Source organism: Pseudomonas sp. LRP2-20, assembly GCF_024349685.1.
In the GTDB taxonomy this organism is placed as follows: Bacteria; Pseudomonadota; Gammaproteobacteria; order Pseudomonadales; family Pseudomonadaceae; genus Aquipseudomonas.
Window position 1 is genome coordinate 1,956,043 of record NZ_AP025944.1, and the last position, 20,037, is coordinate 1,976,079.

Annotated in this window: 17 protein-coding genes, 2 tRNA genes, 3 rRNA genes and 1 pseudogene; 13 read left to right on the forward strand and 10 right to left on the reverse strand. The window is 59.7% G+C overall.

Annotated elements, in window-relative coordinates; all coding sequences use genetic code 11:
* Positions 1-7 precede the first annotated feature (7 nt).
* On the reverse strand, positions 8-958 hold the full coding sequence (locus OCX61_RS08470; protein ID WP_261943387.1) for a DMT family transporter: 951 nt from the start codon (positions 956-958) through the stop codon (positions 8-10).
* Positions 959-1,042: 84 nt separating this feature from the next.
* Here OCX61_RS08470 and relB point away from each other — a divergent pair, with 84 nt between their 5' ends.
* Positions 1,043-1,606: a type II toxin-antitoxin system RelB family anti-toxin gene (relB, locus tag OCX61_RS08475; RefSeq protein WP_261943388.1), complete on the forward strand. Its 564-nt coding sequence runs from the start codon at positions 1,043-1,045 to the stop codon at positions 1,604-1,606.
* A 12-nt stretch (positions 1,607-1,618) separates the two neighbouring features.
* Here the strand turns inward: relB and OCX61_RS08480 are convergent, their stop codons facing one another.
* Positions 1,619-2,167 (reverse strand): cysteine hydrolase family protein, encoded by a 549-nt coding sequence (locus OCX61_RS08480; protein ID WP_261943389.1) that lies wholly within the window; start codon positions 2,165-2,167, stop codon positions 1,619-1,621.
* An 82-nt stretch (positions 2,168-2,249) separates the two neighbouring features.
* Here OCX61_RS08480 and OCX61_RS08485 point away from each other — a divergent pair, with 82 nt between their 5' ends.
* Positions 2,250-3,239, forward strand: coding sequence for a GlxA family transcriptional regulator (locus tag OCX61_RS08485; protein ID WP_261943390.1), 990 nt, complete (start codon positions 2,250-2,252; stop codon positions 3,237-3,239).
* On the opposite strand, the gene soxR is transcribed toward OCX61_RS08485, so the two are convergent.
* Positions 3,231-3,683: a redox-sensitive transcriptional activator SoxR gene (gene soxR / locus OCX61_RS08490; protein ID WP_261943391.1), complete on the reverse strand. Its 453-nt coding sequence runs from the start codon at positions 3,681-3,683 to the stop codon at positions 3,231-3,233. The genes OCX61_RS08485 and soxR overlap by 9 nt on opposite strands.
* 85 nt (positions 3,684-3,768) lie before the next feature.
* Here soxR and OCX61_RS08495 point away from each other — a divergent pair, with 85 nt between their 5' ends.
* Positions 3,769-4,149 (forward strand): antibiotic biosynthesis monooxygenase, encoded by a 381-nt coding sequence (locus tag OCX61_RS08495; protein WP_261943392.1) that lies wholly within the window; start codon positions 3,769-3,771, stop codon positions 4,147-4,149.
* Here OCX61_RS08495 and OCX61_RS08500 read toward each other — a convergent pair.
* Positions 4,128-4,898 carry an alpha/beta hydrolase family protein gene (locus tag OCX61_RS08500; protein WP_261943393.1) on the reverse strand — a complete coding sequence of 257 codons (771 nt, stop codon included), beginning with the start codon at positions 4,896-4,898 and terminating at the stop codon, positions 4,128-4,130. The genes OCX61_RS08495 and OCX61_RS08500 overlap by 22 nt on opposite strands.
* On the reverse strand, positions 4,882-6,000 hold the full coding sequence (locus OCX61_RS08505) for a DUF3182 family protein (protein ID WP_261943394.1): 1,119 nt from the start codon (positions 5,998-6,000) through the stop codon (positions 4,882-4,884). Before OCX61_RS08505 ends, OCX61_RS08500 begins: the two co-directional genes overlap by 17 nt.
* A gap of 220 nt (positions 6,001-6,220) precedes the next feature.
* Between OCX61_RS08505 and OCX61_RS08510 the strand changes: the two genes are divergently transcribed.
* Entirely contained in the window at positions 6,221-8,029 is a 1,809-nt protein-coding gene (locus tag OCX61_RS08510) for an aminopeptidase P family protein (protein ID WP_261943395.1), read from the forward strand.
* Positions 8,030-8,085: 56 nt separating this feature from the next.
* On the opposite strand, the gene OCX61_RS08515 is transcribed toward OCX61_RS08510, so the two are convergent.
* Both OCX61_RS08515 and rhtA read right to left on the reverse strand, forming a co-directional pair.
* On the reverse strand, positions 8,086-8,367 hold the full coding sequence (locus OCX61_RS08515) for a hypothetical protein (protein WP_261943396.1): 282 nt from the start codon (positions 8,365-8,367) through the stop codon (positions 8,086-8,088).
* 191 nt (positions 8,368-8,558) lie between these two features.
* On the reverse strand, positions 8,559-9,446 hold the full coding sequence (rhtA, locus tag OCX61_RS08520) for a threonine/homoserine exporter RhtA (RefSeq protein WP_261943397.1): 888 nt from the start codon (positions 9,444-9,446) through the stop codon (positions 8,559-8,561).
* A gap of 926 nt (positions 9,447-10,372) precedes the next feature.
* Here rhtA and OCX61_RS08525 point away from each other — a divergent pair.
* From OCX61_RS08525 to rrf, 5 genes are all read left to right on the forward strand, one after another.
* A 16S ribosomal RNA gene (locus OCX61_RS08525) occupies positions 10,373-11,909 on the forward strand.
* 77 nt (positions 11,910-11,986) lie between these two features.
* Positions 11,987-12,063 (forward strand) — tRNA-Ile (locus tag OCX61_RS08530).
* Positions 12,064-12,069: 6 nt separating this feature from the next.
* A tRNA-Ala gene (locus OCX61_RS08535) sits at positions 12,070-12,145 on the forward strand.
* Positions 12,146-12,390: 245 nt separating this feature from the next.
* A 23S ribosomal RNA gene (locus OCX61_RS08540) occupies positions 12,391-15,281 on the forward strand.
* Positions 15,282-15,416: 135 nt separating this feature from the next.
* Positions 15,417-15,532: ribosomal RNA gene (rrf, locus tag OCX61_RS08545) — 5S ribosomal RNA — on the forward strand.
* Together the 16S, 23S and 5S rRNA genes with 2 tRNA genes alongside form the textbook arrangement of a ribosomal RNA operon.
* Before the next feature lie 79 nt (positions 15,533-15,611).
* Here rrf and OCX61_RS08550 read toward each other — a convergent pair.
* A complete protein-coding gene (locus tag OCX61_RS08550; RefSeq protein ID WP_261943398.1) occupies positions 15,612-16,475 on the reverse strand; it encodes a universal stress protein in 864 nt (287 codons plus the stop codon).
* A 153-nt stretch (positions 16,476-16,628) separates the two neighbouring features.
* Here OCX61_RS08550 and OCX61_RS08555 point away from each other — a divergent pair, with 153 nt between their 5' ends.
* The gene (locus OCX61_RS08555; RefSeq protein WP_261943399.1) at positions 16,629-17,246 is read left to right on the forward strand and encodes a MiaE family protein; all 618 of its coding nucleotides are present in this window, start codon (positions 16,629-16,631) and stop codon (positions 17,244-17,246) included.
* 3 nt (positions 17,247-17,249) lie between these two features.
* Here the strand turns inward: OCX61_RS08555 and OCX61_RS08560 are convergent, their stop codons facing one another.
* Complete coding sequence (locus OCX61_RS08560) at positions 17,250-17,570, reverse strand: ElaB/YgaM/YqjD family protein (RefSeq protein ID WP_261943400.1); 321 nt, start codon at positions 17,568-17,570, stop codon at positions 17,250-17,252.
* Positions 17,571-17,699: 129 nt separating this feature from the next.
* On the opposite strand from OCX61_RS08560, the gene OCX61_RS08565 reads away from it, so the two are divergent.
* Positions 17,700-17,963 carry a hypothetical protein gene (locus OCX61_RS08565; RefSeq protein ID WP_027920628.1) on the forward strand — a complete coding sequence of 88 codons (264 nt, stop codon included), beginning with the start codon at positions 17,700-17,702 and terminating at the stop codon, positions 17,961-17,963.
* A 9-nt stretch (positions 17,964-17,972) separates the two neighbouring features.
* On the opposite strand, the gene OCX61_RS08570 is transcribed toward OCX61_RS08565, so the two are convergent.
* Positions 17,973-18,461 (reverse strand): LEA/WHy family protein, encoded by a 489-nt coding sequence (locus OCX61_RS08570; RefSeq protein WP_261943401.1) that lies wholly within the window; start codon positions 18,459-18,461, stop codon positions 17,973-17,975.
* Positions 18,462-18,596: 135 nt separating this feature from the next.
* On the opposite strand from OCX61_RS08570, the pseudogene OCX61_RS08575 reads away from it, so the two are divergent.
* Together OCX61_RS08575 and OCX61_RS08580 are read left to right on the forward strand one after the other, a co-directional pair.
* A pseudogene (locus OCX61_RS08575) lies at positions 18,597-19,103 on the forward strand (RNA polymerase sigma factor); the annotation flags it as partial.
* Positions 19,104-19,107: 4 nt separating this feature from the next.
* Positions 19,108-19,983, forward strand: coding sequence for a FecR family protein (locus OCX61_RS08580; protein ID WP_261943402.1), 876 nt, complete (start codon positions 19,108-19,110; stop codon positions 19,981-19,983).
* Positions 19,984-20,037: the final 54 nt, after the last annotated feature.

A 20,037-nucleotide genomic window follows, 5' to 3' on the forward strand; every position in this document is an offset into this window, starting at 1 on the left:
GGGCACTTTACAGGCCGGCTTCGTGTTCGCGGGAGGCTGGTGCGTCGAGTGCTTCGCTGTTTTCACGGTTGCGACGGACCTTCAGCTCGCTGACCACCACGGCGATGACAATCAATAGCCCGCCGATCAACGCGATACCGGGCAGGCGCTCGCCGGCGATACGCCCGACGATGCCGGCCCACACGGGTTCACCTGCGTAGATCAGCGTGGCACGCGTTGGCGAAACCGATTTCTGCGCCCAGTTCATCGCCACCTGAATCACCGCGCTCATGGCGCCCAGGCCCAGTGCGCTGAGCAACAGCAACCAGGAAAAGTCGGGCAGGCGCTCCTGGGTCGGGACGATCATCAGGAACGCCAGCAGCGAAGCGGTGGCCAACTGCACCACGGTGACCCGGCGCACATCGACCTGGCCGGCGAAGCGGCTGATCAGGATGATCTCGGCGGCAATAGCCACTGCACTCACCAGGGTGACCACTTCACCTTCGCTGAAGTGCAACGCGCCGCCTTCGGGCCCGGCCAGCAGCATCAGGCCAACGAACGCCAGGCAGATACCGAGGCTCGGCATCAGCCCTGGGCGGCGCCCCAGCACCAACCATTGCAGCAGCGGTACGAACGGCACGTAGAGCGCCGTGATGAACGCCGACTGGCTGCTGCTGATGGTTTGCAGGCCCATGGTCTGCAGGCCGTAACCCAGCATGATGGATACCCCGATCAGCACGCCGGCCTTCAGCTCGGTGAAGGTCAAGCCAGACAAGGCACGCGCCGAGGCCAGGCCGACGAACAGCGCCGCTGCGGCGAAGCGCAGGCCGACGAAGAACATCGGGCCGCTCACGGTCATGACGTTGTGCACCAGCAGGAAGGTACCGCCCCACAGCATGGTGATGAACACCAGCACCATTTCTGCCTTGCTCAGGCGAAAAGATACCGCGGTCTGTGGGCTGCTGGTCGGTTGGCTCATGGGCTTGCGCACTCGAAGGGGTACGGCGCACAATCGCCGCAAAGTGGGCAGTATACTGCGCAACTGGTGAGAGTGAGCAATATAGTGCACAAAGATTCCGCGCACCGGGCCTCGGTGCTGCAACATGTCAGCCTCAATGTCCGCAGCCTGCGCAATGCGGCCGGGATGAGTCAGAGCGCCCTGGCCGAACGTTCCGGGGTCAGCCGACGGATGCTGGTGGCGATCGAGGCGGGCGAGAAGAATGTCAGCCTGACCACGCTCGACCTGATTGCCGAAGCCCTTGGGGTCGCCTTCAGCACCCTGATCCAGGCCCCGGATCAGCGCGACCCCAGCCGCATCGACGAACTGGCCTGGACCGGCGAGCACCCGCAGAGCAAGGCAGTGCTGCTGGCCAGCAGCAGCGCCCGGCGCGAAGTGGAAATCTGGGAGTGGACCCTCGCGCCTGGCGAGTGCTACCGCAGCGAAGCCGATGCCGATGGCTGGAGTGAGCAGATCTACGTGGCCGAAGGCCAATTGACGCTGATCATCGAAGGCGCCGAGCACTGCCTGCGGGTCGGGCAGTTCCATGTGTTCCCCAGCAACTGCCGCTATGCCTACCGCAATGATGGGGCAGTGCCCGTGCGCTTCGTGCGTAATGTGGTGATCTGAGTGGCGCCAGGCTCAGCCCTTGAGCAGTTCGTCGGTCTTCACCACCTTGGCATAGGCAAACGCGAGCGCGGCCATGGCCGAATCGTGCACCTGGGCAGCCGGCACCTGCTTGCCATCGAACTCCAGCGGCAGGGTGGCGCAGGCATCGTGGGCCACGGTGACGTCATAGCCAAAGTCGGCGGCCGCACGGGAAGCGGCGTCGATGCACATGTGGCTCATGCTGCCGACGATGGTCACGGCCTCGACCTGATGCTGGTCCAGCGTCTGTTTCAGGTCGGTGCCGAGAAATGCGTTGACCTTGTGCTTGAGTACCACGGGTTCGCCCGCCGTTGGCGCGACCTTCGAATGAATGGCCGAACCTTGGCTCCCCGGGGCGAAGAATGGCGCATCGGCGCTTTCGAACTCATGCCGCACGTGAACCACCAGGTCGCCTTTCTGGCGCGCCGCGGCCAGCAGGCGTGCGGCATTGTCAGCCGCCTTGTCGGCACCCTCGAGGGTCCATTTGCCGCCAGGGAAGTAGTCGTTCTGGATGTCGATGATGATCAGGGCCTGCTTGCTCATGTTGCCTCCTGTGGCAGTAGTCGTTGGCTGACGATAGTTATAGGCTGTGGTCACCGACTTGAGGATTGGCGCGATCGACACAATGACGGCAAAAACTGACAGCCCTGGCAGCCTGGAGATCGGCCTGCTGCACTATCCGGGCGCGCAGCGCGCGGCACTGCATGGCTTGAGCGACCTGTTCAGCGTGGCCAATCGTGTGGCCGCCGAGCTGGGCGCGCTCGAACTGCCACAGGTGCGCGTCAGCCACTGGCAGGTCGATGAAGCAGGGCAATTACGCCTGCTTGAGGATAGCCCCGGCACGGCGGGCCAGCCGCTGCGTGTGCTGATCATTCCGCCGAGCCTCGAGTCGACGCCTGCATTGGAGCTGCTGGAGCGACACCGGCAGCCGCTGTGCCAATGGCATGGCCAGGGCACGGTGTTGGCTTCGGTATGCATTGGCGTATTCTTCATCGCTGCCAGTGGCCTGCTCGACGGGCGGGCCGCGAGTACCCACTGGAACTATGCGCAAACCCTTGCCCAGCGTTACCCGAAGGTCCGTGTGGAGGCCAACCAGCCGTTGCTGGATGACGGTGACATCATGACTTCAGCCGGGTTGATGGCCTGGACCGAACTGGGGCTGCGTCTGCTGGAGCGCTACCTGGGGGCCTGCGTGGCCTGGGAAACGGCGCGCTACATGTCTGTCGAGCCGGTCGCCAGGCCGTTGCCGGGGGCGCTGTTCAGCCCGCGCCTGGATCATGGTGACCAAGCGGTGCTGAGGGTTCAGCACTGGTTGCAGGCCGCTGGGGCGCAAGACGCCGACCTCGCCGGCATGGCAGCCTGTGCCGGGCTTGAAGCGCGCACATTCCTCAGGCGCTTCCGTGCGGCCACCGGTTTGAAACCCACTGAGTACTGTCAGCAGGTCAAGGTAGGGCGGGCATGCCGGATGCTGGAGTTCACCCGGCGTACGGTGGAGCAGATTGCCTGGGGTGTGGGGTATCAGGACCCTGGGGCGTTTCGCAAGGTGTTCCAACGCATCACCGGGCTCACGCCAAGCGAGTACCGGCAACGCCTCGCGCTGCCCTGTTCAGGGTAGATGCGGCCCCGGCCCAGCGTCTGCCAGGTGGTCCTGGCGGTTGCGCAGCGGGCACTCCTTCAGCGACATGCAACCACAGCCAATGCAGCCATCGAGCTGGTCACGCAGCCTGACCATTTCGTCGATGCGCCGGCTCAAGTCGTCACGCCAGCGCGCCGAAAGCCGTTGCCAGTCTTCGGCGGTCGGCGTGTGGTCGCTGGGCAGCGCGGCCAGGGCAGCGGCAATCTCAGCCAGCGGTATGCCCAGACGCTGGGCCATCTTGATCACTGCGACCCGGCGCAGCATCGCCCTGGGATAGCGCCGCTGGTTGCCAGCATTGCGGGTGCTCTGGATCAGCCCCTTGGTCTCATAGAAATGCAGCGCGGTCACCGCCACGCCGCTGCGCGCTGCCAGTTGGCCGACGCTGAGCAGTTTGTCGGGGGTGGTTGAGGTTGTCCTCGTCATGGGAAAAATCGCTTGACCTTGAGTTAACTGGAGGTTTTACCCTGCTGGCCATTCTGTAGCAAGCGCAGTAGCAAGGAGACCCGCCATGACGGCCACGCAGCATTCACTGTGGTTCACTCAGATGATCGAATACGAGGTGCCCGCTTCACGCCAGGCAGCGCTGGCTGAGGCATTGGTCTCGCGCAGCGAAGACCTGGCCATGCGTTGCCAAGGTTTGCAACGTGTCAGCATTCAGGCCAGCGACGATGGCTGCCGCGTCTTGCAATACCTGCAATGGCAATCACGCCTGGCCTGGGTGGAGGCTGCGCAGTGTTTTGCTGAAGAGCCATTCTTCGACCTGCTCAGCCGCCATCAGGCGCGAGGTGTCAACTTCGCTGCCTATCAGACGTTGCGCAGCCTGGTACGAGGGGCTGACGGGGGGCTGCATTGCCAGGTCGGTGACAGTCAGGCATACCAGGGGGCGTAGTGCGGGTAGCGGTCCAGGCGTGCGCCGACCACCATTTCGCTGATCCAGGCCGTCAGCATCGCACTGTAGGCCTTCTGGCTGGCCTCGCTGGATAACGCGTGATCGGCACCATCGACGATACGATGGGTCAGCGAGTGTGCGCTGACGAACGCCGAACGGTAGCTCATCAGCGTGGAATGCGGCACGTAGTCGTCCTGTTCCGATTCGACCAGCAGCACATCCCCGGCAAACTCGGCGCAGGCGGCCAAGGCACGATTGTCTGCCGGGCCGAGCGCGCGCTGGCGGTAGGCATGGAGGCGCTGGCGGTCGAGGGCCTGCTTGGGCATGTTCCATTCGTCATCCCAATACATCGCCGGTACCCGCAAGGCCAGCCATTTCACCGGCCGCTGCAGGGTCAGCAAGGTGGCCAGGTAGCCGCCGTAGCTGCTACCAATGATGGCGATGGCGCTGCCGTCGACCGCCGGGTGGCTGGCCAGCCGGTCGTAGGCGGCCAGCAGGTCCGTGAGGTTCTGTTCGCGGGTGACGGTCAGGCGCTGGCTTTCGGTCTTTTCGTGGCCGCGCAGGTCGAAGGTCATGCACACGCAACCCAGGCCGGTAATTTGCCGGGCGCGCGCCAGGTCGCGCTGCTGGCTGCCGCCCCAGCCGTGGACGAAGAGAATGCCGGGCATCTTGCTGCCAGGGCTGACCAGGGTGCCGGCGATGCTGTCACCATCGACCTGCAGTTCCACGGGTTCACTCTGAATGCTCATGCTGGCGAATCCGCGCGTACTTGCTGAATTGTCCGAGTTCACTGTCGTTTCCTTGATAGAAGAGGGTGGCGTCAGTGGGCAGGTCGGGGACACCGAATACTTCATGGGTGGATGCGCATACCTGCTGCAGGGCCGGGTCGTCGGCAAATGCCTGCAATGCCAGGAGCTCTGCGCTGCTGGCGCCCCCCACGCGCCAGGATTGTTCGAGCACGCCGCTGCGCAAATGGCCCTGGGCCGTGGTGCCGCGGGCGATATCGTAGTTGCGTCGCGATGCGATGAAATCAGGGAAATGCTGTTCGGCGGCTTGCTCGTAGACCATAGCCTGGTTGATCGCCAGGCGTAGATGGTCCTCCAGAGGCAGCTGCAGCAGGGCATGGTAATCACCCCGTACCACGACCAGTTCGGAGCCACCGTAGACCTCGATGCCTTGGTGGTCATGGGTCAACTGCTGGGTGCCGTGATAGCTGCAGGTCAGGCCTGCGACGCGGACCTGGCCGACGCTGAAGGTCTCGACCTTGCTGAGGTCCTCCTCCAGCACAAGGCCCCACAGGGCCAGGTCTCGTTCATCGATGTTGGCCAACAGTGGCTCCAGTTCATCCGCCTCGGTGATGACGCGCTGGCCACGGCCGGCACAAGCCAGTACCGGCTTCACGCGCAGCGGGCCGTCACGCAGCAGCAATCGGGCGGCGTGCCGGGCATCGGCCTTGCTGAACACGGTGTAGCCGCAAAGCAGGGCATCACTGGCCTGGCGGGCGAAGGCATCGGTCCAGCCCAGCGGGAACTCGGCATCGGCCGGTAGCGGGTGGGAAATCGCCTTGGTAGCCATGTAGGGGTGGCTGACCAAGCCGCCGAACAGGTCCTGCTCGCTGCGAATGCCCATGGCGGCGTAACGCTCAGGGCCGATCAGGGTTTCGGTAGGCAGGTAAAAGTAGTGTGGGGCTTCCCCCGCCGGCACATTGGCCAGCACGGTATCGCAGCCCAGCAGCCGGGCCAGGCGATCAGCAAGCTTCAGGTGCACGGCATGTTCATGTTCCGGGGTGTGTTCGCGGGTATCGAGCAGCACCACGGCGGTCTTCTGGTCGCAGGCACTGGGCATGGGCATCTGCCTCTGCGCAATGAATGTACAGGTTGTGAAGCCTGTGCCTGCGGTAAGTTCAGCTGGAAATGACTGATGGTCCAGAGTCGGTTGTAGGAAGCGTCTTTTTTGCAGGTGGCGTCGTGGGCATAGCATGCCGTGAGTCGGTCGCCACGATTGCGGCACCGTGGCAGCTGTTCCATTATCCTCATCCTGGAATAACCACGATGTGTCCGCAGGAGTGCGCATGAACGTTCAGACCACCATTCAGCAAAGTGTGCCGGAGCGCCTGGCGCGCGTGCGCGCAGTCATGGCGCGGGAAGGGGTCGATGCCCTGCTGGTGCCGTCGGCCGACCCGCATCTTTCCGAATACCTGCCAGGCTACTGGCAGGGGCGGCGGTGGCTGTCGGGGTTCGATGGCTCGGTGGGCACCTTGGTGGTGACTGCGGACTTTGCTGGAGTGTGGGTCGACAGCCGCTATTGGGAGCAAGCCGAGAAGGAGCTGGCCGGTAGCGGCATCGCCTTGATGAAGCTGTTGCCAGGCAAGCCGGGCGCGCTCGAGTGGCTCGGGGACAATGTCCGGGAGGGTGGTGCCGTGGCTGTGGATGGTGCGGTCATGGCGCTGGCGCCGGCGCGTCAACTGGAAGAACGGCTAAAGGCTCGCAAGGCCCGCCTGGTAACCGATCGGGACTTGCTCGCCGACGTCTGGGAGGGCCGCCCGGCGCTGCCTGGCAACCCGGTGTATCAGCATCTGCCGCCCCATGCCACGGTCAGCCGGGCCGAGAAGCTCGCCCAGCTGCGGGCCACGCTGCAGGAGAAGGGCGTGGATTGGCACTTCATCGCGACCCTGGACGACATCGCCTGGCTGTTCAACCTGCGCGGCAGTGATGTGTCGTACAACCCGGTTTTCGTTTCCTTTGCATTGGTCGGCAAAGCGCAGGCGATCCTGTTCGTCGGTGCCGGAAAGCTCGATGAGCATTTGCGCCATGTGCTCAAGGTCGATGGCATCGAAGTGCGCGATTACACGGCGGTGCACGATGCCTTGGCGCAGTTGGCGGCCGATAGCCGGCTGCTGGTCGATCCGGCTCGGGTGACCTGCGGCCTGCTGAAAAGCCTGGATGCCCGGGTGCAACTGGTGGAAGGACTGAATCCGACCACCTTGAGCAAATCACGCAAAGGGGAAGAGGAGCTGGTGCATGTACGCCAGGTCATGGAGCAGGATGGCGCGGCCTTGTGCGAATTCTTCGCCTGGTTTGAAGCGCATCAGGGCCAGGAGGTCATTACCGAGCTGACGGTCGATGAACAGTTGAGTGCTGCGCGTGCCCGCCGGCCCGGCTTCGTCTCGCTGAGTTTTTCGACCATCGCGGCATTCAACGGTAATGGCGCGATGCCGCATTACCGTGCTACCGAAGAATCCCATGCGGTCATCGAAGGTGATGGCCTGCTGTTGATCGATTCTGGAGGGCAGTATCTGGGAGGTACCACTGACATCACGCGAATGGTCCCGGTGGGTAATCCGACCCTGGAGCAGAAGCAGGACTGCACGCGCGTGCTCAAGGGCATGATTGCCCTGTCGCGTGCCAGCTTCCCGCGCGGCATTCTGTCTCCGTTGCTCGATGCCATCGCGCGGGCGCCGATCTGGGCAGACCAGGTCGACTACGGTCATGGCACCGGGCATGGCGTTGGCTACTTCATGAACGTGCACGAAGGCCCGCAGGTGATTGCCTACCAAGCGGCAACCACGCCGCAGACGGCAATGCAGGAAGGCATGATCAGTTCGATCGAACCGGGCACCTACCGGCCTGGTGCCTGGGGTGTGCGTATCGAGAACCTGGTAGCCAACCGTGAGTCGGGCAAGAGTGCGTTTGGTGATTTCCTGCGGTTCGAGACCTTGACCCTGTGCCCTATCGACACCCGTTGCCTGCTTCCCGAGATGCTGGCCAAGGAAGAGCGGGATTGGCTGAACCAATACCACGCAACAGTGCGTGAGCGTCTGGCACCCTTGCTGCAAGGCCCTGCGCTGGACTGGCTGCAGGTGCGTACAGCGCCGCTCTGAGCGGTTTGATGGCAGGTCGGCAAATGGAAGAAGGGCAGCTCGCGGGCTGCCCTTGCTCATTTACAGATGACGATCATGCTGCGGCTGGTATAGCCGGCGGGGTTGATGCCAAACAGGTAGTCCCCAGGCTCTTCGTCAGTGTCGCCGGAGCGGGCGATCACCTTGTAACCGCGAGTGCTGCAGGACGTGGCTGCCTTGCTGTAGCACTTGTCCCACGACGAGGACAGGCCGGAGCAATTGATATGCAGGCCCTTTTTCCCCCTTTTGACCTCAGTCTTGGCCGTTGCGGCGCATCCGGCAATGGCCAAGACGGCCAGGATGAGCAAAATACGTTTCATGCCTGTCCTTATAATGCAGGGCTGATCAGCTGTCTGGCCCTGTCGTTATCGCTTCGGTTCTTCTTGAGTCTTTCTCGGCTTCCGTGTGCGCACAAGTAGATAGCGTGAAGATTATGATTTTGTGACAGCTTAATCAGCAGGACGAAGGGGGACAATGATTAATCGCGTCTCAAATGAAAATATGTCTCAAATCAGTCTGCAGCGACCACCGGATTCGATTCTCGGCGCATGGACAGTGTGGCGCCGGCCGAGGCTGTAATGATGGCGAGAATCGCCAGCCATTGGGTAGTGCTCAGTACTTCGCCGAGGAACAGCAGGCCTGACAGTGCGCCAATCGCCGGTTCGACGCTCATCAGGGTACCGAAAGTACGGGCTGGCATGCGGGTCAGGGCGACCATCTCCAGGCTATAGGGCAGGGCGGTCGAAAGTACCGCGACGCCCAGAGCCAGCGGGATGAGGGCAGGGGTGAGCAATGCACTGCCGGCATGGACGATACCGATGGGCGCGACGAACAACGCTGCGACCACCACGCCGAGGGCGGCGCTCTGGATACCGTGCTCGGCGCCGGCGCGTTGGCCGAACAGGATGTACAGTGCCCAGCACACGCCAGCGCCAAGCGCATACGCTGCCCCCAGTACATCAAGTGGCTGGCCGCCATGCCCGACTGGCAGCAACAGCAACAGGCCGACGACTGCCAGGGCAATCCATACGAAATCCAATGCACGGCGCGAGGCGAACAGCGCCACGGCCAGTGGGCCGGTAAACTCCAGGGCAACGGCGATACCCAGCGGTGTGGTTTGCAGCGACATATAGAAGAGGAAGTTCATGCCGCCCAGGGACATGCCGTAGATGACGACGTTGCGCAGGGTGTTGGCTGTCATGCGCACGCGCCAGGGGCGCAGGATCAGCAACATGATGATGCTGGCGAAAATCAGGCGCAGGGTGGTGGTGCCTTGTGCTCCGATAATGGGGAACATGCTTTTGGCCAACGAGGCGCCGGACTGGATCGAGGCCATGGCAATGAGCAGCAGGCCGATCGGGAAGAGAGTGGCGGCCAGGCTGCGGGGCTGGGTGTTCATTTATGTGCGGCTATCCTTGGGATGTGTGCAGGGGTGTGCAATATAGTGCGCAATTGCTTGGGCCGGGTGCAAGGGGATGGCTTGGGATTGGGTTGGTTTTAAGTGGTGCCTGCCTTTAGTTGTCTGGCGCCTGTGAGATCGAGCGCCGCCCGCGCGGCGCATCGCGAGCTGCGCTCGCTCCTACGTTTGTTTCGGGCCAGTAATGCCTGTGACAGGCGCGCGCGACCGCCTTGTTGGCACGACGCGATAGCGTGCCATGCGCCAAGACGTTCGCGCGCAAATCCCCCAGGAAAAATTGGCCCGAAACAAACGTAGGAGCGAGCGCAGCTCGCGATGCGCCGCGCGGGCGGCGCTCGATCGCATAGGCGCTGAATGCGTCGTGGCGGGCACTTGGCAGCCTTGATACGGTCTTTTTCGCTTATATTTCACTTTATTGAAATTAAAGGTTGACGCCCTTCCGAATCCCCTTATAATGCGCCCCACTTCCAGCGACAACGGAACGACAAACTCCTTGAAATTCAACGAGTTAGACGATTCGGAAGGTGCTGAAAGGGCTTCGATCAAATGATCGATAGCGGTTGAGATGAAGGTTGACAGCGGTTTTAAACGCTGTATTATTCGCCTCCCGCTGCGAGTGATCGCAGCGAGTCAAGTGTTTGAAGCTAAACGAGTTTCTCGCAAAAAACTTCAAAATAAACGCTTGACAGCAAATGAGGAAAGCGTAGAATGCGCGCCTCGGTTGAGACGAAAGGCTCTTAACCAAACGCTCTTTAACAAATCGAATCAAGCAATTCGTGTGGGTGCTTGTGAGTACGGACTGATAGTCACAAAGATTATCAGCATCACAAGTGGCCATGCGAGAAATCACATAGTCATTTGAGATTGCTGAGCCAAGTTTAGGGTTTCTTAAAAACCCAAGCAGTATTGAACTGAAGAGTTTGATCATGGCTCAGATTGAACGCTGGCGGCAGGCCTAACACATGCAAGTCGAGCGGATGACGGGAGCTTGCTCCTTGATTCAGCGGCGGACGGGTGAGTAATGCCTAGGAATCTGCCTGGTAGTGGGGGACAACGTTTCGAAAGGAACGCTAATACCGCATACGTCCTACGGGAGAAAGCAGGGGACCTTCGGGCCTTGCGCTATCAGATGAGCCTAGGTCGGATTAGCTAGTTGGTGGGGTAATGGCTCACCAAGGCGACGATCCGTAACTGGTCTGAGAGGATGATCAGTCACACTGGAACTGAGACACGGTCCAGACTCCTACGGGAGGCAGCAGTGGGGAATATTGGACAATGGGCGAAAGCCTGATCCAGCCATGCCGCGTGTGTGAAGAAGGTCTTCGGATTGTAAAGCACTTTAAGTTGGGAGGAAGGGCAGTAAGTTAATACCTTGCTGTTTTGACGTTACCGACAGAATAAGCACCGGCTAACTCTGTGCCAGCAGCCGCGGTAATACAGAGGGTGCAAGCGTTAATCGGAATTACTGGGCGTAAAGCGCGCGTAGGTGGTTTGTTAAGTTGGATGTGAAAGCCCCGGGCTCAACCTGGGAACTGCATCCAAAACTGGCAAGCTAGAGTACGGTAGAGGGTGGTGGAATTTCCTGTGTAGCGGTGAAATGCGTAGATATAGGAAGGAACACCAGTGGCGAAGGCGACCACCTGGACTGATACTGACACTGAGGTGCGAAAGCGTGGGGAGCAAACAGGATTAGATACCCTGGTAGTCCACGCCGTAAACGATGTCAACTAGCCGTTGGAATCCTTGAGATTTTAGTGGCGCAGCTAACGCATTAAGTTGACCGCCTGGGGAGTACGGCCGCAAGGTTAAAACTCAAATGAATTGACGGGGGCCCGCACAAGCGGTGGAGCATGTGGTTTAATTCGAAGCAACGCGAAGAACCTTACCAGGCCTTGACATGCAGAGAACTTTCCAGAGATGGATTGGTGCCTTCGGGAACTCTGACACAGGTGCTGCATGGCTGTCGTCAGCTCGTGTCGTGAGATGTTGGGTTAAGTCCCGTAACGAGCGCAACCCTTGTCCTTAGTTACCAGCACGTTATGGTGGGCACTCTAAGGAGACTGCCGGTGACAAACCGGAGGAAGGTGGGGATGACGTCAAGTCATCATGGCCCTTACGGCCTGGGCTACACACGTGCTACAATGGTCGGTACAGAGGGTTGCCAAGCCGCGAGGTGGAGCTAATCTCACAAAACCGATCGTAGTCCGGATCGCAGTCTGCAACTCGACTGCGTGAAGTCGGAATCGCTAGTAATCGCGAATCAGAATGTCGCGGTGAATACGTTCCCGGGCCTTGTACACACCGCCCGTCACACCATGGGAGTGGGTTGCACCAGAAGTAGCTAGTCTAACCTTCGGGGGGACGGTTACCACGGTGTGATTCATGACTGGGGTGAAGTCGTAACAAGGTAGCCGTAGGGGAACCTGCGGCTGGATCACCTCCTTAATCGACGACATCAGCCTGCTGATGAGCTCCCACACGAATTGCTTGATTCATGGTTGAAGACGATCAAGACCCTATATAGGTCTGTAGCTCAGTTGGTTAGAGCGCACCCCTGATAAGGGTGAGGTCGGCAGTTCAAATCTGCCCAGACCTACCAATATGCGGGGCCATAGCTCAGCTGGGAGAGCGCCTGCCTTGCACGCAGGAGGTCAGCGGTTCGATCCCGCTTGGCTCCACCACTTTCGCGGTACGCAGTCACTGTTCAGAACTTAGAAATGAACATTCAGTTCGAATGTTGATTTCTGACTTTTGTCAGATCGTTCTTTAAAAATTCGGATATGTGATAGATATAGACTGAACACCAGTTTCACTGCTGGTGGATCAGGCTAAGGTAAAATTTGTGAGTTCTGCTCAGCAATGAGCAACATGCGAATTTTCGGCGAATGTCGTCTTCACAGTATAACCAGATTGCTTGGGGTTATATGGTCAAGTGAAGAAGCGCATACGGTGGATGCCTTGGCAGTCAGAGGCGATGAAAGACGTGGTAGCCTGCGATAAGCTTTGGGGAGTCGGCAAACAGACTGTGATCCAGAGATCTCTGAATGGGGGAACCCACTCAGCACAAGCTGAGTATCTTGTACTGAATACATAGGTGCAAGAGGCGAACCAGGGGAACTGAAACATCTAAGTACCCTGAGGAAAAGAAATCAACCGAGATTCCCTTAGTAGTGGCGAGCGAACGGGGACCAGCCCTTAAGTTGATTTGAGATTAGTGGAACGCTCTGGAAAGTGCGGCCATAGTGGGTGATAGCCCCGTACACGAAAATCTCTTGTCAATGAAATCGAGTAGGACGGAGCACGAGAAACTTTGTCTGAACATGGGGGGACCATCCTCCAAGGCTAAATACTACTGACTGACCGATAGTGAACCAGTACCGTGAGGGAAAGGCGAAAAGAACCCCGGAGAGGGGAGTGAAATAGAACCTGAAACCGTATGCGTACAAGCAGTGGGAGCCTACTTGTTAGGTGACTGCGTACCTTTTGTATAATGGGTCAGCGACTTATATTCAGTGGCGAGCTTAACCGAATAGGGGAGGCGTAGCGAAAGCGAGTCTTAATAGGGCGTTTAGTCGCTGGGTATAGACCCGAAACCGGGCGATCTATCCATGGGCAGGTTGAAGGTTAGGTAACACTGACTGGAGGACCGAACCGACTACCGTTGAAAAGTTAGCGGATGACCTGTGGATCGGAGTGAAAGGCTAATCAAGCTCGGAGATAGCTGGTTCTCCTCGAAAGCTATTTAGGTAGCGCCTCATGTATCACTGTAGGGGGTAGAGCACTGTTTCGGCTAGGGGGTCATCCCGACTTACCAAACCGATGCAAACTCCGAATACCTACAAGTGCCGAGCATGGGAGACACACGGCGGGTGCTAACGTCCGTCGTGAAAAGGGAAACAACCCAGACCGTCAGCTAAGGTCCCAAAGTCATGGTTAAGTGGGAAACGATGTGGGAAGGCTTAGACAGCTAGGAGGTTGGCTTAGAAGCAGCCATCCTTTAAAGAAAGCGTAATAGCTCACTAGTCGAGTCGGCCTGCGCGGAAGATGTAACGGGGCTCAAACCATGCACCGAAGCTACGGGTATCACCTTTGGTGATGCGGTAGAGGAGCGTTCTGTAAGCCTGTGAAGGTGAGTTGAGAAGCTTGCTGGAGGTATCAGAAGTGCGAATGCTGACATGAGTAACGACAATGCGAGTGAAAAACTCGCACGCCGAAAGACCAAGGTTTCCTGCGCAACGTTAATCGACGCAGGGTTAGTCGGTCCCTAAGGCGAGGCTGAAAAGCGTAGTCGATGGAAAACAGGTTAATATTCCTGTACTTCCAGTTATTGCGATGGAGGGACGGAGAAGGCTAGGCCAGCTTGGCGTTGGTTGTCCAAGTTTAAGGTGGTAGGCTGAGATCTTAGGCAAATCCGGGATTTCAAGGCCGAGAGCTGATGACGAGTGCTCATTAGAGCGCGAAGTGGTTGATGCCATGCTTCCAAGAAAAGCTCCTAAGCTTCAGATAACTGGGAACCGTACCCCAAACCGACACAGGTGGTTAGGTAGAGAATACCAAGGCGCTTGAGAGAACTCGGGTGAAGGAACTAGGCAAAATGGCACCGTAACTTCGGGAGAAGGTGCGCCGGCGAGGGTGAAGGACTTGCTCCGTAAGCCCATGCCGGTCGAAGATACCAGGCCGCTGCGACTGTTTATTAAAAACACAGCACTCTGCAAACACGAAAGTGGACGTATAGGGTGTGACGCCTGCCCGGTGCCGGAAGGTTAATTGATGGGGTTAGCGCAAGCGAAGCTCTTGATCGAAGCCCCGGTAAACGGCGGCCGTAACTATAACGGTCCTAAGGTAGCGAAATTCCTTGTCGGGTAAGTTCCGACCTGCACGAATGGCGTAACGATGGCGGCGCTGTCTCCACCCGAGACTCAGTGAAATTGAAATCGCTGTGAAGATGCAGTGTATCCGCGGCTAGACGGAAAGACCCCGTGAACCTTTACTATAGCTTTGCACTGGACTTTGAATTTGCTTGTGTAGGATAGGTGGGAGGCTTTGAAGTGGGGACGCCAGTTCTCATGGAGCCATCCTTGAAATACCACCCTGGCAACTTTGAGGTTCTAACTCAGGTCCGTTATCCGGATCGAGGACAGTGTATGGTGGGTAGTTTGACTGGGGCGGTCTCCTCCCAAAGAGTAACGGAGGAGTACGAAGGTGCGCTCAGACCGGTCGGAAATCGGTCGTAGAGTATAAAGGCAAAAGCGCGCTTGACTGCGAGACAAACACGTCGAGCAGGTACGAAAGTAGGTCTTAGTGATCCGGTGGTTCTGTATGGAAGGGCCATCGCTCAACGGATAAAAGGTACTCCGGGGATAACAGGCTGATACCGCCCAAGAGTTCATATCGACGGCGGTGTTTGGCACCTCGATGTCGGCTCATCACATCCTGGGGCTGAAGCCGGTCCCAAGGGTATGGCTGTTCGCCATTTAAAGTGGTACGCGAGCTGGGTTTAGAACGTCGTGAGACAGTTCGGTCCCTATCTGCCGTGGACGTTTGAGATTTGAGAGGGGCTGCTCCTAGTACGAGAGGACCGGAGTGGACGAACCTCTGGTGTTCCGGTTGTCACGCCAGTGGCATTGCCGGGTAGCTATGTTCGGAAGAGATAACCGCTGAAAGCATCTAAGCGGGAAACTTGCCTCAAGATGAGATCTCACTGGGATCTTGAATCCCCTAAAGGGCCGTCGAAGACTACGACGTTGATAGGTTGGGTGTGTAAGCGCTGTGAGGCGTTGAGCTAACCAATACTAATTGCCCGTGAGGCTTGACCATATAACACCCAAGCAATTTGCTGACGCAGATTGCGGTGGTGAAGACGAAACGAACCGAAAGTTCGCAGCAACATCACAAATATCGCATATCCGGATTCGCTGGGCTGTCCAACAGGACATTCTGGCAACAGAATTTCTTGACGACCATAGAGCATTGGAACCACCTGATCCCATCCCGAACTCAGTAGTGAAACGATGCATCGCCGATGGTAGTGTGGGGTTTCCCCATGTGAGAGTAGGTCATCGTCAAGATTCATTTCGCAAAACCCCTATCTGCACATGCAGGTAGGGGTTTTGTCTTTCTGCCGTTCACGGTTTCTCTAGGCGCTCTTCAGCCCCGGGCAAGCTCCGCCAGGTGCGCCGTCGCTTCTTCGCTCTTGAGCACCAGCACATCGCCTTCCAGTGAGTCGAGCACCACTTCTGCGGTATTGCCGATCAGGGCGCCCGATATCCCGGTACGGGCAACCGTGCCAATTACCGTGACCACCGCATCCAGTTTCTTTTCGGTATAGGGTATCAGCACATCCGCCGGCCCCTCCGCGACGTGCAGACGTTCTTCACTGATATCGAATTCGGCCTGAAACGCGCTGCAGGCTTCCCGGTAGCGCTTCTCGATGGTCTCGCTCAGCTGGTACACAGGGTCAGAGGCAGACAGCATGGGGGAGGGATGTGCACTGACCACATGCAGCTCGCCCTTGGCCAATCCGGCAATGGCGTAGCCATGGTCGATGATGCTGGCATGCAGCCGACGATGATCCTCGTCCTGGTTGCCCACATCCACTGCTGCGAGGATCACGCCACCTGCCCAGGGGCGCTCGCTCTTGACCATCAATACCGCGCAGGGACACTGGCGCAACAGCTTCCAGTCGGCCGGGGTCAGCAGCGCCTTCTTCAGCGGGTTATCCGGCCGATGCTCCTTGATGACCAGTTCACAACCTTCGGCCTGCTGCACGGCGATGATCGATTCATGCAAGGTGTCATGCCAGGCCTGCTCATGGGTGACATTGTCATAGCCATCATCATGCAACTGGCTGCCGAGCAGGCTGAGCAGCGCGCTGTGGTCATGTTTCCTGTCACACATCAACAGGTGCAGGCGGGCACCGGTCACGCCGGCAATCAGTTTGGCCCGCGTCAGTGCTCGGCTATGGGCATGGTCGGGGTCAAGGACGACGAGGATGCTGCGGACGGCTTGCATGGCGTTAACTCCCTTCAAAGGTGGCGAGCAATGCCTGACTATAGTCGGCGCCCCTCGCGTCGCCGCTTGATGTACATCAAGCATAGTCACTGGTGCTACCCGTTGCGGTCGGTATAATCGCCGGTCCTGCCCGTCCAGTGTGGTTGTTCGCTTATGTCGCTGATCCCCGAAATCGATGCCTTCCTCGGCTGCCCGACCCCAGATGCCTGGATCGAAGCGGCACTCGCCGACCAGCAAACCCTGCTGATCGACCATAAGAACTGTGAGTTCAAGGCAGCCAGCACCGCCCTGAGCCTGATCGCCAAGTACAACACCCACCTGGACCTGATCAACATGATGTCGCGCCTGGCCCGTGAAGAGTTGGTGCATCACGAGCAGGTACTGCGCCTGATGAAGCGGCGCGGCGTGCCGCTGCGGCCGGTGTCGGCGGGGCGCTATGCGTCTGGCCTGCGTCGGCTGGTGCGGGCCCATGAGCCGGTAAAACTGGTGGATACGCTGGTGGTCGGTGCATTCATCGAAGCCCGCAGCTGCGAACGCTTTGCAGCCTTGGTGCCACACCTCGATGAAGAGCTTGGCACCTTCTATCACGGCTTGCTGAAAAGCGAGGCGCGGCACTATCAGGGCTACCTGAAACTGGCCCACCAGTATGGCGACGAGGCGGACATCGCCCGCCGCGTCACCCTGGTGCGTGAAGCTGAAGCAGAACTGATCCAGTCACCGGATCAGGAGCTACGTTTCCACAGCGGCATCCCGATGGTGCAAGCAGCCTGACGCTCAGTGGCGGCGCCCCAGCAGCAGGCCGATCACCAGACCGAAGCCCGCTGACACCGCCACCGTCTGCCAGGGATGGCCACCGATATAGTCCTGGGTGGCATCGACCACCGGTTGCGCCTTGGCACGCACCTGGCCGGCGGCCTCGCGTGCCTGGCGCAGTTTCAGGCTGACCTGTGCACGCAGAGTCTCGGCTTCTTCGCCAACCAGCGCGGCGCTTTCGTTGAGCAACTTTTCCGATTCTTCGATCAATACCTGAAGCTCACTGAATACCTGGTCCTTGATCTGATCACTGTCGGCCAGTGCGGCGGTTTTACGGGCCATGAACACGTCCTCGTCGATGGGGTGGTTTGAACAATGGATGCCAGCGCGCCGGGAAAGTTGCGACGGCTTTGCCGATGATGCGACGTCACGGTGTAAGATAGCGGCCATTTTCAACAGGCAGGTACCTTCATGAGTTTCAATCTGGCCAACATGAGCTTCGAGGAACGGGCACAGATCGAGGCGGAAAAGGCCCGGCTGTTCGAGATGTGGCAGAACAACCTGGGCAAGGCCAAGGGCGAAGCCGCGCGGTTGATCTCGGAAAAATCCCGGCGCAAAGGCAAGTGGGCAGAGTGGGTGCGTGCCGAGCTGGAGGGCATGTCGCCACCAGAGTACGCCAACATGGTGCGCAGCGAAGTCAACAAGATGATGGCCGCGGCCAGCGCCAATCGCTGATCTAGCGCTTTACCAATACAGGCTGCCCTGCTTGGGCAGGTCCAGTTTGCCCTCGTCGGTGAAGCGCACCGTGCCCAATGGTCCGCCCGCCAGCTTACCGCGTAGTTTGTAGGGCATACCTTGCAGCGACTCGAGCTTGCCCAGGCCATAGGCCTGGCGCAGGAAGGCGAACGCGGTGATGCTCACTGGCACCACGATCACGGCTTCGTCGTAGCGGCCGATGTGCCCTTGCTGGTCACTGACGCCAGCCGCCAGCGGCTGGCCGTTGACCTCCAGGTTCAGCGCGACGCCGTTATAGTCGATGGCCGACTCGTTGGGGTTCTGCACCCTCATCTTCACCGCCATGCGCATTTCCAGCTCCTGCCCCGGCAGCGGCTCGATGCCGATCACACTGATGTTGAGTGGGTCGTGGGCCTGGAACAGCGCGCAGGCGTTGAGCCCGCTGGCCAGTATCAGCGCCAGCAGCAGGCGAAGGGAGCAGCGCAAACGGGCAGCCATGGGCGAGGTCCTCGCTGACGAAGTGTGTACCCAGTGTGGCAAATGCACGCCAGCGTTGAAAGTGTCAGGCTTTATGAAAGATACTGTTTCTCATTAACGCCCGATAACTCCTCCTACTGGCAGTGCTTCTACCCAATGCTGACGTCACCCGTGTCCGGTCTGCTGGCGAGTTTCCAGGAGCACTACGACGACCTGCTGCAGTTTCTCACCCGGCGCATGAGCGACCGGCAGCGTGCCGCCGACGTGGCTCAGGAGACTTACCTCAAGCTGGTGAAGATCGACGAGCAGGCGGTGCCGGTGCTGCATGCGCGCAGCTTCATCTTCCGCGTGGCCGGCAATCTGGCCATCGATGCGCTGCGCCGCGAACAGCGTATCGCCGCCAGCCATGAGGACAGCGATGGCGCAGGGGAGGTTGCCTGCCCGGCGCCTGCTCCAGAGGCCACATTGCTGGCCCGCGAGCGCCTGCAGTTGCTTGACGAAGCCCTGCTGCAGCTGCCCGGTAATGCTCGCCAGGCGCTGCTGCTCAACCGTGTCGAGGGCCTGACCCAGGCGCAGATCGCACAACGACTGGGCGTTTCCGAGAGCATGGTGGCAAAATACATCGGCCAGGCCCTGCGCCACTGCCGCGACTGGCTCAAGCACAACCATGACTGATACTTCGACCATGCACGCTCCCCAGCCGATCAGCGACGTGTCCGACGATGCCCTCGACTGGCAGGTACTGCTGCACTCGGGCAATGCCAACGCCAGCGACCAGGCGCGCTACCAGCGCTGGTGTCAGCTGAGCCCGGCGCATGCCGAGGCGGCGCGTGAGGCCGAAGCGCTGTGGCAGGATCTTGGTCATACGCCGACTGCCCAGCTGTTCGAGGCATCGCCTGCACGCCGTAGCAAGCGGCACTGGGCAACGGGCATCGCCGCCTCGCTGGTGCTGCTGGTTGCAGGCTACAGTGGCTGGCAACAGGCGCCGGTGTGGCTGGCGGACTATCACACCGGCATTGGCGAGCAGCGCAGCATTACCCTGGCGGACGGCTCGCGGGTGGTGCTCAATAGCGGCAGCGCCCTCGACGTCGCCTTCAGCGCCCGCGAGCGCAGGGTGACGCTGCAGGCGGGTGAGGCGCTGTTCGAAACCGCCGATGATCCCCGGCCCTTCGTGGTCGAAACCGCCGGCGAGCCCGTGCAGGGCAGTGCGGCAATCTTCAGTGTGCGCCGAGACGGCCATGTGGTGTTGGCCAAGGGCGAAGCGCGAAGCGGTGAGCACAGCTTGGCCATTGCCGCCGATGCCAGCGCACAGACTGCCTGGCAGCGCGGCAAGCTGATTTTCAATGGCAAACCGCTGGGGCAGGTACTGGCCGAACTCGAGCGCTACCAGCACGGTCGCATTCTGCTGTCCGACCCCAAACTCTCGGCACTTGAGGTCAGCGGTGTGTTTGACCTGAACGAGCCGCACGCCCTGCTGCGCACCCTGGAGCAGCGCTACGGCCTGACAGTCACCTATCTGCCGTGGCTGGCCGTGGTGCATTGAGTTTGTAAAAAATAATCGAAACTTTTTTCATTTGGCACTGCAAGTTCCTGCAAG